Annotated in this window: 13 protein-coding genes and 1 other RNA gene; 4 read left to right on the forward strand and 10 right to left on the reverse strand. The window is 72.5% G+C overall.

Features of this window, described 5'->3' with window-relative positions; all coding sequences use genetic code 11:
• Positions 1 to 27: 27 nt before the first annotated feature.
• Together HJG43_10960 and HJG43_10965 are read right to left on the reverse strand one after the other, a co-directional pair.
• On the reverse strand, positions 28 to 1,509 hold the full coding sequence (locus HJG43_10960; protein UER54975.1) for an NAD-dependent malic enzyme: 1,482 nt from the start codon (positions 1,507 to 1,509) through the stop codon (positions 28 to 30).
• Between the two features lie 64 nt (positions 1,510 to 1,573).
• Positions 1,574 to 3,001, reverse strand: a complete 1,428-nt coding sequence (locus tag HJG43_10965) for a GGDEF domain-containing protein (protein UER54976.1) — start codon at positions 2,999 to 3,001, stop codon at positions 1,574 to 1,576.
• Positions 3,002 to 3,133: 132 nt separating this feature from the next.
• On the opposite strand from HJG43_10965, the gene HJG43_10970 reads away from it, so the two are divergent.
• Positions 3,134 to 3,913: a GntR family transcriptional regulator gene (locus tag HJG43_10970; protein UER54977.1), complete on the forward strand. Its 780-nt coding sequence runs from the start codon at positions 3,134 to 3,136 to the stop codon at positions 3,911 to 3,913.
• A gap of 34 nt (positions 3,914 to 3,947) precedes the next feature.
• On the forward strand, positions 3,948 to 5,348 hold the full coding sequence (locus HJG43_10975) for an MBL fold metallo-hydrolase (GenBank protein ID UER55905.1): 1,401 nt from the start codon (positions 3,948 to 3,950) through the stop codon (positions 5,346 to 5,348).
• A 7-nt stretch (positions 5,349 to 5,355) separates the two neighbouring features.
• Here the strand turns inward: HJG43_10975 and HJG43_10980 are convergent, their stop codons facing one another.
• Positions 5,356 to 6,288 (reverse strand): magnesium transporter, encoded by a 933-nt coding sequence (locus HJG43_10980; GenBank protein ID UER55906.1) that lies wholly within the window; start codon positions 6,286 to 6,288, stop codon positions 5,356 to 5,358.
• A 218-nt stretch (positions 6,289 to 6,506) separates the two neighbouring features.
• On the opposite strand from HJG43_10980, the gene HJG43_10985 reads away from it, so the two are divergent.
• Entirely contained in the window at positions 6,507 to 6,941 is a 435-nt protein-coding gene (locus HJG43_10985; protein ID UER54978.1) for a universal stress protein, read from the forward strand.
• Entirely contained in the window at positions 6,928 to 7,164 is a 237-nt protein-coding gene (locus tag HJG43_10990; GenBank protein UER54979.1) for a hypothetical protein, read from the forward strand. Before HJG43_10985 ends, HJG43_10990 begins: the two co-directional genes overlap by 14 nt.
• Positions 7,165 to 7,218: 54 nt before the next feature.
• Here the strand turns inward: HJG43_10990 and HJG43_10995 are convergent, their stop codons facing one another.
• From HJG43_10995 to HJG43_11025, 7 genes are all read right to left on the reverse strand, one after another.
• Positions 7,219 to 7,416 (reverse strand): hypothetical protein, encoded by a 198-nt coding sequence (locus HJG43_10995; GenBank protein UER53203.1) that lies wholly within the window; start codon positions 7,414 to 7,416, stop codon positions 7,219 to 7,221.
• A gap of 46 nt (positions 7,417 to 7,462) precedes the next feature.
• Positions 7,463 to 7,831, reverse strand: a transfer-messenger RNA (tmRNA) gene (gene ssrA / locus HJG43_11000).
• 132 nt (positions 7,832 to 7,963) lie between these two features.
• Complete coding sequence (gene smpB, locus HJG43_11005; GenBank protein UER54980.1) at positions 7,964 to 8,446, reverse strand: SsrA-binding protein SmpB; 483 nt, start codon at positions 8,444 to 8,446, stop codon at positions 7,964 to 7,966.
• A 76-nt stretch (positions 8,447 to 8,522) separates the two neighbouring features.
• Complete coding sequence (locus HJG43_11010) at positions 8,523 to 9,905, reverse strand: peptidoglycan DD-metalloendopeptidase family protein (GenBank protein UER54981.1); 1,383 nt, start codon at positions 9,903 to 9,905, stop codon at positions 8,523 to 8,525.
• Between the two features lie 49 nt (positions 9,906 to 9,954).
• Positions 9,955 to 10,866: an ABC transporter permease gene (locus HJG43_11015; GenBank protein ID UER54982.1), complete on the reverse strand. Its 912-nt coding sequence runs from the start codon at positions 10,864 to 10,866 to the stop codon at positions 9,955 to 9,957.
• Between the two features lie 18 nt (positions 10,867 to 10,884).
• Positions 10,885 to 11,574, reverse strand: coding sequence for a cell division ATP-binding protein FtsE (ftsE, locus tag HJG43_11020; GenBank protein UER54983.1), 690 nt, complete (start codon positions 11,572 to 11,574; stop codon positions 10,885 to 10,887).
• Positions 11,575 to 11,668: 94 nt separating this feature from the next.
• On the reverse strand, positions 11,669 to 12,976 hold the full coding sequence (locus HJG43_11025) for an LPXTG cell wall anchor domain-containing protein (GenBank protein UER54984.1): 1,308 nt from the start codon (positions 12,974 to 12,976) through the stop codon (positions 11,669 to 11,671).
• Positions 12,977 to 13,130 lie beyond the last annotated feature (154 nt).

Here is a 13,130-nt window from a genome sequence, read left to right on the forward strand (position 1 = left end):
CCTGTTCAACCGGGGACAAGCGACCGCTCAGGCGCCGGTTGAGGCCCTCCCCCCGGCGACCGCGGCGGCGGCGTCCGTGGCGGCCCGGCCGGCGACCACCCGCGCCGGGGCGTCGGCGTGCTCCTCGGCCTGCACGGCCCGCCGGACGGCGTCGGCGACGACGGTCGCGACGTCCGGGTGGAACACGCTCGGGACGATGTAGGTGGCGTTGAGCTCGTCGTCGGTGACGACCGCGGCGAGCGCGTAGGCGGCGGCGAGCAGCGTGCCGGTCGTGATCGACGTGGACTGGGCGTCGAGCAGCCCGCGGAACACCCCCGGGAAGGCCAGCACGTTGTTGATCTGGTTGGCGAAGTCGCTGCGGCCGCTGGCGACCACGGCGGCGTGCCGGGCGGCGTCCGCGGGGTCCACCTCGGGCACCGGGTTGGCCAGGGCGAAGACGACGGCGCCCTCGGCCATCGTCTCGATGTCGTCGCCGGTGAGGATGTTCGGTGCGGACAGGCCGATGAACACGTCGGCGCCGGCGAGCGCCTCGCGCAGCGTGCCCTGGACGCCGCGCGGGTTCGTGTGCGCGGCGGTCCAGCTGGTGGAGACGTCGAGCCGGTCGCGGCCCGGGTGCAGGACGCCGAACTCGTCGGCGACCACGACGTCGCGGGCGCCGGCCGCCAGCAGCAGCTTGAGCACCGCGGTGCCGGCGGCGCCGGCACCGGCCATGACGATGCGGACGTCCTCGATCCGCTTGCCGACCACCTTCAGCGCGTTGGTCAGGGCGGCCAGGGTGACGATGGCGGTGCCGTGCTGGTCGTCGTGGAACACCGGGATGTCGAGCTCCTCCCGCAGCCGGCGCTCGATCTCGAAGCAGCGCGGCGCGGAGATGTCCTCGAGGTTGATCCCGGCGAACACGGGCGCGACGGCCTTGACGACGGCGACGATCTCGTCCGGGTCGGTGGTGTCCAGGCACAGCGGGAAGGCGTCGATGCCGCCGAACCGCTTGAACAGGGCCGCCTTGCCCTCCATCACCGGCAGTGCGGCGAGCGGCCCGATGTCACCCAGGCCCAGGACGGCGGTGCCGTCGGTGACGACGGCGACCGTGTTGCGCTTGATGGTCAGCCGGCGGGCGTCCTCGGGGTTCTCGGCGATGGCCTGGCAGACCCGCGCGACGCCGGGGGTGTAGACCATGGACAGGTCGTCGCGGTTGCGGATCGGCACCCGGGACTCCACCGACAGCTTGCCCCCGATGTGCGCGAGGAACGTCCGGTCGGAGACCTTGCCGATGCTCACCCCGGGCAGGGCCCGCAGCGCCTCGACGAGGTCGACGCTGTGGTCGCTGTCGCGGGCCGCGCAGGTGACGTCCACCCGCACCCGGTCGGCGCCGGAGGCGGTGACGTCGAGTGCGGTGACGACACCGCCGGCACCCTCGATCGCCGTCGTCAGCTCGCTGACCGCGGTGGGCCGGGCCGGCACCTCGAGACGGACGGTGATCGAGTACGAGACGCTGGGTACGGAGGCCATGGCCCCATCATCGCGGACCGGCAGCGCGGCGTCGCTCAGGCCTTGCTCAGTCCCGGCGTCCGGGTCAACCCCGGCGGCGCCGCTTGTCCGCGTACATCTCCCGGTCCGCCCGCTCGACCACCCGCTGCACCGGGTCCCCCGGCTCGGCGGACGCGGCGCCGACCGAGGCCCGCACCGGCAGCCCGTCCGGGGTGACGGCCTCGGCGAGCGCGGCGCGCAGTCGCCGGACCAGCCCGGCGGCGTCCGCGACGCGAGGCACGAGGACGCCGAACTCGTCCCCGCCGACGCGGGCGACCACGTCGGTGGTCTCCCGCAGGCCGGAGCCCAGGGCTCGGGCGGCGGCGCGCAGCAGCTCGTCCCCGGCGGCGTGCCCGTGGGTGTCGTTGACCTCCTTGAGCTCGTCGAGGTCGACCAGGGCGACGGTGACCGGGACGCCGGTGTCGACGAGCTCCTGGACGGCGAGGAGCTCCTCCTCCCAACGGTGCCGGCTCGCGACCCCGGTGAGGGTGTCCCGCTCCAGCCGGGCACGGATGTCGTCGAGGCGTCCCTCGAGCTGGTCGCGGCCCTGGGCCACCTGGAGCAGGACGGTCGCGGCGTCGGCGATCTGCACCGCCATCCGCCGGCACAGGTCGTTGAACCGGCAGTGGTCCGAGCCGCGGAACACGGCGAGCAGCCCCCCGCCGATGTCCTCCCCGAGGGGGTGCAACAGGTAGGAGGTGACCCCGTCCTGCGGGGACAGCGGGACCGGCAGCGGCGCGGTGGCGGCGTCCTGCACGACGGTGCCCTCGGGGTGACGAGTGAGCAGGTCCCGGGCGATCCGGAGGACGTCCGCCGTGGTGGTTCCGTCGCGTGGGTCCGCGACGTCCACCGCGGGGTCGCGCTCCGGGGAGCCGGTGTCGGCGACCGCGCACCGGCCGTCGCCGGTCCACACGACCACCACCGGGGCGAGCATCGCGTCGGCGGTGACGTCGGCCACGTGCTCGAGGGTGCGCCCGAAGGAGCGCCCGAGTCCCCCGGTGATCCGCTGGACGGCGCCGAGGACCTCGAGCTCGTCTCCGAGCCGCTGGGCGACAGTGCTGCGCGCGACCGCGTCGGCGATCTCCTGCGACGCCTCGCGCAACGTGTCGGCGGGCGTGGCCATGAGCGCCTCGCTGCGCTCTGGGTGCCCCCACACGACGACGACGTCATCGGTGACGTGGAGCAGCACGGCGGTGCACGCGTAGTAGGGGCCGACGATGCGAGCGGAGGACGCGGCGAGGACCCGCACCGGGGCCGGGTCGTCGAGGGCCTGCCGCAGCAGCGGCTCGGCAGCATGCTTCGCCTCGACGATGCCCGCCCAGCCGTCGCCGCGGCCGTGGCCGCCGACGTGCGCCCAGGACCCGGGTGCCACCCGACGGAAGACGAGGACGTCGCGGGCGCCGGTACCGGTCACCCCGGTGGCGAGGACGCTGCCGTCCCCGGCCGTCGGCCGGTGCAGCGATGGCGTCGTCATGGGCCTGGTCCCCGTCCTGTCCGGACTCAGTATCGGCCCACGGCACCCGCGGAGGTACCAGATTCACCGGATCGGGCTCTGGCACCCGCCTCACCCCGGGGCCGTGGCGGCCCGCGAGGCTAGGGTGGCACCGTGACCGCCGCACCGACGAGGGCCCTGGACCGGTCCTCCGCCCTGCCGCTGTGGGCTCAGCTCGCCGACGACCTGGTCGCCCGGCTGGACGGCGGCGACTTCACCGAACGGTTCCCCACCGAGCACGAGCTCATGGCCCAGTACGGGGTGAGCCGGCACACCGTCCGCGACGCCCTGCGCCGGCTGCGCGACGACGGCCTGCTGTCGGCCGAGCGCGGACGCGGCACGTTCGTCCAGCCGGGCCGCATCGACCAGCCGCTGGGAGCGATCTACTCCCTGTTCCGCGAGGTGGAGGCACGCGGGATGGTGCAGACCTCCCAGGTGCGGGCCCTCGACGTCCGCCCGGACGCCGAGGTCGCCCGCCGGCTGGGCCGGCCCGCCGACGAGCCGCTGGTGTACCTCGAGCGGCTGCGGCTGGCGAACGACGAGCCGCTCGCGCTGGACCGGGTCTGGCTGTGCCGGCCGCTGGGCGACCCGCTGCTGGCGGCCGACCTGAGCCGCACCGGTGTCTACGACGTGCTGGCGGGGGCGAGCGGCGTCCGGCTCAACGGGGGCCGAGAACGGATCCAGGCGGTCCTGCCGGACGACGCCGAGCGGGAGCTGCTCGGTCTGACCGGCGTCCCGGACGTCGCGGCGCTGAGGATCGCCCGGACCGGCGAGCTCGACGGCGACCCGGTGGAGTACCGGGACACCCTGGTCCGCGGTGACCGGTTCGCGGTCGTCGCCGAGTGGAGCACCCGCGGCGGGTACCGGATGGACCTGGCGGTCCCGCAGGTCTGAGCGCCGGCGCGCCCGAGCCGAGAGACCTCCGGCCCTGCCGCCACGCGCCGAGCGCGAGCACGCTGACGTCGTGGCCACGCTGACGTTCCTCGGCGGCACCGGCACGGTGACCGGCAGCAAGTTCCTCCTCGAGCAGGAGGGTTCCCGGCTGCTCGTGGACTGCGGCCTGTTCCAGGGCCTGCGCGAGCTGCGGCGACGCAACTGGGAGCCGCTGCCGCTGGACCCCTCCGGCCTGACCGCCGTCGTCCTCACCCACGCCCACCTGGACCACTGCGGGTACCTGCCCCGGCTGGTGCGCGACGGGTTCTCCGGCCCCGTGCTGTGCACCCCGGACACCGCCGAGCTCGTCGCGGTCGTGCTGCGCGACAGCGCTCACCTGCAGGAGGAGGACGCGCGGTACGCCGCAGGAGCCGGCTACTCCAAGCACCACCCGCCGCTGCCCCTGTACGACGCCGCGGACGCCGAGCGGGCGATCGCGCTGCTCCGCCCGACGCCGTTCGGCGAGCGGGTGCGACCGGCTCCCGGCCTGGAGGTGCTGCTGTCCCCCGCCGGGCACATCCTCGGCTCGGCCACGGCCCTCGTCGTCGCCGGCGGCCGGCGGGTGGTGTTCAGCGGCGACCTGGGCCGGCCGGTGCACGCCCTGCTGTCCCCGCCGGCGCCGCTGCCGGAGGTGGACGCGGTCGTGCTGGAGTCGACCTACGGTGACCGGGAGCACCCGGAGCCGGACCCTGAGGTGCTGGCGGGCGCGATCCGCCGGACGGTGCGGCGCGGCGGGGTGGTGCTCGTCCCGGCGTTCGCGGTGGACCGCACCGAGCTCGTCCTCGCCGAGCTGGAGCGGCTGCGGAGCGCCGGTGAGATCCCCGACGTCCCGGTGGTCGTCGACAGTCCGATGGCGCTGGCGTCGCTGCGGATCTACCGGAAGGCGCTGCGCGAGGGGCACCCCGACGTGCGGCCGGACGCGCGGACGCTGCTCGACCGCAGCGACGTCCGGGAGGCACGCACGGTGGAGGAGTCGATGCGGCTCAACGCCCCGGCGCTGCCGTGCATCATCGTCTCGGCGTCCGGGATGGCGGCCGGCGGCCGCGTCGTCCACCACCTCAAGCACCTGCTGCCGGACCCGCGGAACACGGTGGTGCTGACCGGGTTCCAGGCGCCCGGCACCCGTGGTCGGGACCTGCTCGAGGGGGCCCGGCGGCTGAAGATGCACGGCCGGTACGTCCCGGTGCGCGCCGAGGTGGTGGAGGTGCGGGACTTCTCCTGCCACGCCGACGCCAGCGAGCTCGTCGACTGGGTGCGTGGGGCGCCCCGGCCTCCCGCGGTCGTCTACGTCGTCCACGGGGAACCGGCCGCCTCGGCCGCCCTGGCGGACCGGCTGGAGGACGAGCTCGGCGTGCTCGCCGTCCCGCCGCGGCCCGGCGAAGTGGTCCGGCTGTAGCCGGGCCTCAGGTCACGATGAGCACGACGACGCCGAAGTAGACGAGCAGCGACAGCAGGTCCTGCACGACGGTGGCGAGCGGCCCGCTGCCGAACGCGGGATCCAGGCCGCGGCGGTGCAACAGCCACGGCAGCAGCATGGCGACGACCGTCGCGATCGAGCAGGCGGCGACGAGGGAGAGGGCGACGGCGACCGCGAGCCGGGCGGAGCCGAGCGCCCACCACACGGCCGGCAGGGCCGCGGCGGCGACGATCAGGCCGACGAGCAGACCGGTGACCGCCTCGAGCCGGTAGACGCGGCGCAGCGGCATCCCCACGGACAGACCCCGGACGACGAGCGCCTCGGTCTGGGTGCCGACCGCGTCGGCCATGTACACGACACCCGGGATGAAGAACGCCAGCCGGACGTCGCGGGCGAGCTCGGCCTCGAACCCGCCGACGAGCCACGCCGCGACCGCGGAGCCGAGCAGGCCGAGCAGCAGCCACGGCAGGCGGTGCCACAACCGGTCCCGCAACGGCTCCTCGGTGGCGTGCCGGGCTCCGGCGGTCGAGGCCAGGTACCCGCCGAGCCGGGCCAGGTCCTCTTCGTGCTCCACCAGCAGGACGCCGAGCAGCCGGACCGGCGGGACCAGCCCGAGAAAGCGTCCGTCCTCGTCGCACACGGCCAGCGAGGACTCCCCGTGCCGCACCGCCTTCCACGCGGCGCGCTCCTGGTCGACGTGGACGGCGACGACCGGGGGGTCGTCGTCCATCAGGTCCACGGCCGTGACGCCGTCCGGCGCGGCCAGGGCCCGCTCGACGGGGACGAGCCCTACCAGACGCGGCCCGGAGCAGACGGCGACGTCGGCGACGGACGGCCAGGGCCGGGAGGTCAGCAGGGCGCGCAGGTCGGCGGCTGTGTCGGTCGGGGTGCAGACCGGGACGTCGCGCTCGAGGTACATCTCGATCGCACCGGGTAGGAGGTCGTCGCCGCCGTCCGGCTCCGGGGCTTCACCGGGTTGCCCCGGGTGGTGCGCAGAGGCTGCCGTCACGGGTGGCCACCCTCCCACGCGGACGCCGGCAGGGTCGACGGGAGCAAGTGAACCGTGCGACAGGTGACGTCAGACCCTGGCGGCCCGGCCGTCGGGCGCGTACCCCGGAAGCGAGGAGAGGAGCCGAGATGGCTGACAACGGACGCCGGATCGTCGTGGGGATCGACGGGTCGCCGCGCAGTCGAGAGGCACTGCGCTGGGCGGTGGACCAGGCCCGCCGGACCGGGGCTCAGGTGCGGGCAGTGGCGGCGTGGGACGTGTCGCCGTTCGTCTACCTCGCCCCGACCGCGACCGAGGAGACCTACGAGCAGGCCGCCGAGACGGTCCTCAACGAGGTGGTCGAGTCGGTGCTCGACGAGGAGGACGACGTCCCCATCGAGCGGGTGATGGTTCAGGGCCGGCCGGGACCGGCGGTTGCCAAGGCCGCCCGAGGGGCGGAGCTGCTCGTCATCGGCAGCCACGGCCACGGTGAGATCCCCGGGATGCACCTGGGGTCCACCGCGGGCTACTGCGTGCACCATGCGCCCTGCCCGGTGCTGGTGATCCGCCATGACGACGCGTGACACCAGGACGCTGGGACGAGGGCGCCGGGCCGCTGGCGTGGTGGCCGGTGCGGTCGTCGGGCTGCTCGCCGGCTGGGCGCTCTACGCCCTCGGCAGTCCGGTGCTGGAGCGCAGCAGCGGAGTAGTGCGGGAGCTGCAGGGAGCACTGTGGAACGCGGTACCCGCGCTGACGGTCGTCGGCGCGGCGGTCGGGTGGGAGCTGGCGAGGCGACACCACCGGTGACGAACGGCCACGGGGCCGCCCAGCCGCCAGGCGGCGCGATGACACGGCGCGGCGTCATCGAAGCAGGTTCTCGAGCACACGGTGGCCAGCCGACCGCTCCCTTACCTCGAGCGACTCGGCGAGGTCCACGGCGATGACGGCGGTCGGCATCGTGGTCCGACCGAGCACGTCGGCCGATGGACCTAATCTGTCCAGCAGTAGGTGGTTCCCAGATGCCTGCCGAAACGCAGGAAGGTAGCTCTCCGCGTTCACGGATCGCTACCTTCCTGTGTACATGACCTGTTCTTTCAGGTCACAGGGGTGGAGGTGGCGGGAATCGAACCCGCGTCCGTCGTCGTACCCCCAGGGATTCTCCGGGTGCAGCCTGTGTTGCGGTCTGCTCGGCCCCAGCGATCCCACAGGCGAGTTCGCTGCCGGGCCCAGTCGTCTAGGTGTCCCCGTAGCCCCGACGACGAAGGCTACGAGCAGTGGCTCTCTAGTCGATGCCAGCTACCGGGCCGAGAGCACTCCCGGGCTGACAGACCTCAACGCTCGCTCAGGCGGCGAGGGCGAGGTCGGTGCGCTTGGAATCGGCACCTATGGTTTACGGCGAGCGTTTACGAGATGACGCCGTCTTCTCGACCCGCTTCCCCTGGTTCGACATCCGACGTCGAAACCTGTCACCCCCCTGTTGAGTTGTCCTGCCGCGCCGGCGTCCAAGGATCCCGACGACACGGCAGGTTACTCCCCTCAACGGACCGGGCGCACCCGGCATTCCAGCCGTCGCCCAGCCGCACCTGACCGCCTCGAGGCGGCGGGTTCACTCGCCCATCTTGGCGCGCAGCGACATCGCCCGCTGGGCCTCGCGCGCGTCCTGCCTGGCGCGCAGCGTCTGCCGCTTGTCGTACTCCTTCTTGCCCTTGGCCAGCGCGATCTCGACCTTGGCCCGGCCGTCCTTGAAGTACAGCTGCAGCGGCACGAGCGTGTAGCCGGTCTCGCGGCTCTTGCCGGCGAGCTTGTCGATCTCGACGCGGTGCAGGAGCAGCTTGCGCTTGCGCCGCGGCGCGTGGTTCGTCCACGTGCCCTGGGAGTACTCCGGGATGTAGACGTTCTCCAGCCACACCTCGCCGCCGTCGATGGAGGCGAACCCGTCGACGAGCGAGGCGCGGCCGGCGCGCAGGGCCTTGACCTCGGTACCGGTCAGCACGAGGCCGGCCTCGTAGGTGTCGACGACGAGGTAGTCGTGGCGGGCCTTGCGGTTGGTCGCGACGACCTTGCGGTCCTCCGGCGACTTCTTCGGCACGGCTGCCCTCCTCTCCTCGTCGTCCGGCGACGTCCGTGCAGGAGCAACGGACCGGTCGGCGAGTCTATGCCGGGGGCTACAGCCAGTTCATCGGGTTCTGGGTCGACCCGTTGACGTACACCTCGAAGTGGAGGTGGCAGCCGGTGGACGTGCCGGTCGTCCCGACGTACCCGATCACCTGGCCGCGCGAGACGCTGCCACCCCGGACGGCGTAACCGGACAGGTGGTTGTAGGACGACGCGACGCCCTGCCCGCGCAGGGTGCCGTGGTGGACGACGATCTGGTTGCCGTAGCCGCCGTTCACCCCGGCCCGGATCACCGTCCCGTCGGCGGCGGCGCGCACCGGGGTGCCGCAGGAGGCGGCGAAGTCGGTGCCGGCGTGCAGCCGGCGGGTGTTGTAGATCGGGTGGATCCGGTAGCCGTAGTGCGAGCTGATCCGGGCGTTCACCGGCCAGGACAACCCGTCGGCTGCCGGGGCGGGCTCGGGTGCCGGAGCGGGGGCGCGCTCGGCGCTGCGGCCGCGCGAGCGGGCGCGGTCCTCGGCGACCTCCCGCTCGCGGGCCTCCTGGGCACGGCGCTCGGCCTCGCGCTGCCTGCGCTCCTCCTCCTGCCGCCGGCGCTCCTCCTCCTGGCGGCGGCGCTCCTCCTCGATCCGGCGGATCTCGGCCTCGAGGGCGGCCCGGTCCGCCTCGGCCTGGTCGAGGCGCTGCATCTCGCTCTCACGGCGGGCCTCGATGACGGCGACCGCCTCGGCCTGCTCGGCCTTGAGCGCCTCGATCTCGGCCTTGCGGTCGGCGGCGTCCGACTCGGCCTGCCGGGCGGCCGCCAGGTTGGCCGCGGCCTCGGCCTTGAGCCGCTCGATCTCGTCCTGGACGGCGGCCAACCGGGCCTCGGAGTGGGCGCGCAGCGCCTGCTGCTCGTTGAGCCGGGCCAGCGCGCCGTTCTGGGTGCGCAGGGCGGTGTCGACGAGCACGTAGCGGTCGGCGAAGTCGGTCGGGCTCTGCGCGTCCAGGACGAGGGCGAGGGTGGGGTTGATGGTCCCGCCCCGGTAGGCCTGGGCGGCGATCTGACCGAGGGCGGTGCGCGCGGCGGCCACCTCGGCCTCGCCGTCCGCGATCGCCTCGACGGCCTTGACCTCGGACTCGGTGGCTGCGGCCAGCCGGCCGGCCAGCTCGACGTCCTTGGCCTTCGCCTCGGCGGCGGCCGCCTGGGCCTGCTCGAGCTCGGCCTGGGCCACGGGGAGGCGCTGCTCGGTCTTCTGCAGGGCCACGGCGGCGGCGCGCAGCTCCGCAGAGCTCTCCTCCAGGGCGTGCTCGAGGTCCTCGATGTCCTGCTCGACCTGCTGCTTACGCTCCCACGGGTCCGCCGCCTGGGCGGCGGGGGTGACGACCAGGAGGCCCGCGGCCAGCGCCGCGGTGAGGGTCGCCCCCGCCAGGCGTGCTGGACGAGGTCGTCTCATCGGGTCGTGCTCCTTGTCCGTCTCCGGGGCATGCCGCAGGTGTGGCGATCTACACCTTGAGGTATCGACCCAGCGTGACGACGGAGGACACGCCCGCGAGCAGGATTCCGATGAGGAACAGGGCGGGGGCGACGAGGAGCACCTCACTGGTGCCGATGTAGTTGAACAGCGGCAGGTTCTCGGTGAGCCAGCCCTCGACGCCGTAGCGCACCGCGGCCCACAGCCCGGCCGTCGCCAGCGCGGCGCCGACCGTCGCCGCGAGGACACCCTCGAGGACGAACGGCGTCTGGATGAGCAACTTCGAGGCACCGACCAGGCGCATGATCCCGGTCTCTCGGCGGCGGCTGAACGCGGACAGCCGGATCGTCGTGGCGATGAGCAAGGCGGCGGCGACGATCATGACGGCGGCGAAGATGCCGGAGACGAGAGTGAAGGCGTTGAGGACGGCGAAGAACTGGTCGAGCAGCCGCCGCTGGTCCTGCACCTCCTCGACTCCGGGGTAGCCGGTGAAGTACTCGGCGACCACCTGGTACTCCTCGGGGTCGACGAGCTTGACCCGGTAGGAGTCCGGCATCTGGTCCTCGGTGACGTTGTCGACGATGGAGGAGTCGGAGAACTGCTCGCGGAACCGTTCGTACGCCTCGGCCTTGGACTCGTAGTAGTAGACGTCGACGTACGGGTCGAGCGGGCCCTCGAGGGCGGCGACGATGGAGTCGCGCTGGGCCTGGGTCACCTCGCCCTCGGCGCAGGTGGGGGCCTCGCTGTTCTCCACGCACAGGAAGATGGACACCTGGACCCGGTCGTACCAGTAGTCCTTCATCGTGCCGATCTGCATCTGCAGCAGGGCGCCGGCGCCGACGAAGGTCAGCGACACGAAGGTCACGAGGACGACGGAGATCGTCATCGCGAGGTTGCGGCGCAGGCCGACGAGGATCTCGCTGAGGATGAACTGGAGTCGCATGGCGGGTGAGGTCCTGGGTCAGCGGGAGTAGCCGTAGACGCCGCGGGACTGGTCACGGACCACCGCGCCGTCGTCCAGCTCGACGACGCGCTTGCGCATCGAGTCGACGATCTCGTCGTCGTGGGTGGCCATGACGACGGTGGTGCCGTGGCGGTTGATCCGGTCGAGCAGGCGCATGATCCCCACGGACGTCGTGGGGTCCAGGTTCCCGGTCGGCTCGTCGGCGAGCAGGATGGCGGGGCGGTTGACGAATGCCCGGGCGATGGCGACGCGCTGCTGCTCACCGCCGGACAGCTCGTGCGGCAGGCGGCGCTCCTTGCCGGCCAGGCCGACGAGCTCGAGGGTCTCCGGGACGGTCTGGGCGATGTGGTGGCGGGACTTGCCGATCACCTGGAGCGCGAAGGCGACGTTCTCGTAGACCGTCTTGTTCGGCAGCAGCCGGAAGTCCTGGAACACGACGCCGATCTGGCGCCGCAGCTGCGGAACCTTCCACGAGGAGAGCTTCGCGACGTTCTTGCCGGCAACCCAGACGGTGCCGCGGGTGGCCTCCTCCTCCTTGAGCACGAGACGCAGGAAGGTGGACTTGCCCGAGCCGGAGGCCCCGACGAGAAAGACGAACTCGCCGCGCTCGATGTCCAGGGTCACGTCGTCCAGGGCCGGCCGCGACGTGCGGTCGTAGATCTTGGAGACGTGCTCGAACCGGATCACTGGCCGGAGTCTACGGGCGGATCACGACGAGACCCCGGCGGCCCGACACTCGCGTGTCGGGCCCCCGGGGCCACCACCGGTGAGTGGTCTGCCGTCAGGCGCGGCGGCGCCGTCCGATCAGGCTGCTGCCGATAATCCCTGCTGCGCCGGCTGTGATGAGCCCGAGCGCGAGAGCGAGAAGCCCGGTCTGCTCCGGGCCGGTCCGCGGAAGCTGCTCGCCCGGCACGGACGCGCCGGACTGGACGGCCGGGATCTTCGTGCCGAGCACGGCAGTCTCCGACTGCTCCTGCTCGACAGTTTGCTCCTGCTCGACAGCCTGCTCCTCCTCGGCGGACTGCTCCTCCTCCGGGGACACCGGCGCGTCGTCCTCCGCGGGCTGCCCACCATCTTCGCCGGGGGCGACGGCGATGCAGTTGCGCATGCCCGAGAACTCGTAGACCTCCTTGTCGCCGGCGCTGACGACGATGCTGACTGGCTTATCCTCCTCGGCCGCGAAGATCTCTGTCTTCTTGGCCTTGGCCGGGACCTCGACGGACTTCGTCACGCCGTTCACTGAGACGACGAAGCTGATGCCGGCATTGACGGCCGATCCCTCGTTCGACAGGTCGACCCGCACGCCGTCGTCAACGCAGATGTCGGCCGCCGCTGCCGCGTTGGTGATGGCATTCGGGTTCGGCTCCGGGACGTCGCAGTCCTGCACGGTGACGGTGTCCGTGTCCACCACGGTGTTCCCGTCCACGAGCTCCACCGTGTACTCACCAGCCGCCACGTCAGAGAAGCTCACCGCCCCATCGGCCGGCACGGACTGCGAGGCGACCGTGGAACCACCCTGCACCAGCCGCACCACCAGACCAGTCGCACTGTCGGCGTCCACCACCACCGACACCGACGCATCCTCAGCAACACACTGAGCGCTCACCGACGTCACCACCGGCACCGGGGTGGGGGCCGAGTCCGGTTCGTAGCAGCGAATCACGTGCGAGATGCCGTGAAACCCTGTGTCGTCCGCCTTGGCGACCGAGGCGTAAGAATTACCGGCGCTGGGCGCGGCCTCATTGTCGCCGTAGATCACCCGATCGTTGCTCGCTTTGATAACGAGCAAGCTCCACACCTGTCCCGTTGGCGGTTCAGGGAGCACGTACTTGACTAGCTCCCCCTCCTTCAAGTCGCCCTCGGACTGGTACTTGAGTTGCTCCGTCTTGAGCGGCTCCCCTTCAATCTTCTTGCACGTCCAGCCCTCCTCCTGCCAAGAGGAAGCGTTATTCAAATTTTCCTCGTCCGCGGCGGCGGGCCCAGCGAGGCCGACGAGGCCGGCGAGCATGAGGCTCAGGGCCGTCAGGACGCTGGCGAGGGCCCGGCCGCCGGTCTCACGGCGGTGGCGCGCTCGGTTCGTTCGGGTCATCGACCTGTCTCCCTCTCGGACGTGCACGAGATGGGGCCGGTCTCACCACTCACTCCCCGCGACGGCGGCTCTGCTCAGGCCAGAGCCATGGTGACCGTCAGTCGCCGCGGATCACAGTTCCCCGGTGCGTCGTCAAGCGCGACTACGCAGGGTC

It is taken from the genome of Kineosporiaceae bacterium SCSIO 59966 (assembly GCA_020881835.1).
Taxonomy (GTDB): domain Bacteria; phylum Actinomycetota; class Actinomycetes; order Actinomycetales; family SCSIO-59966; genus SCSIO-59966.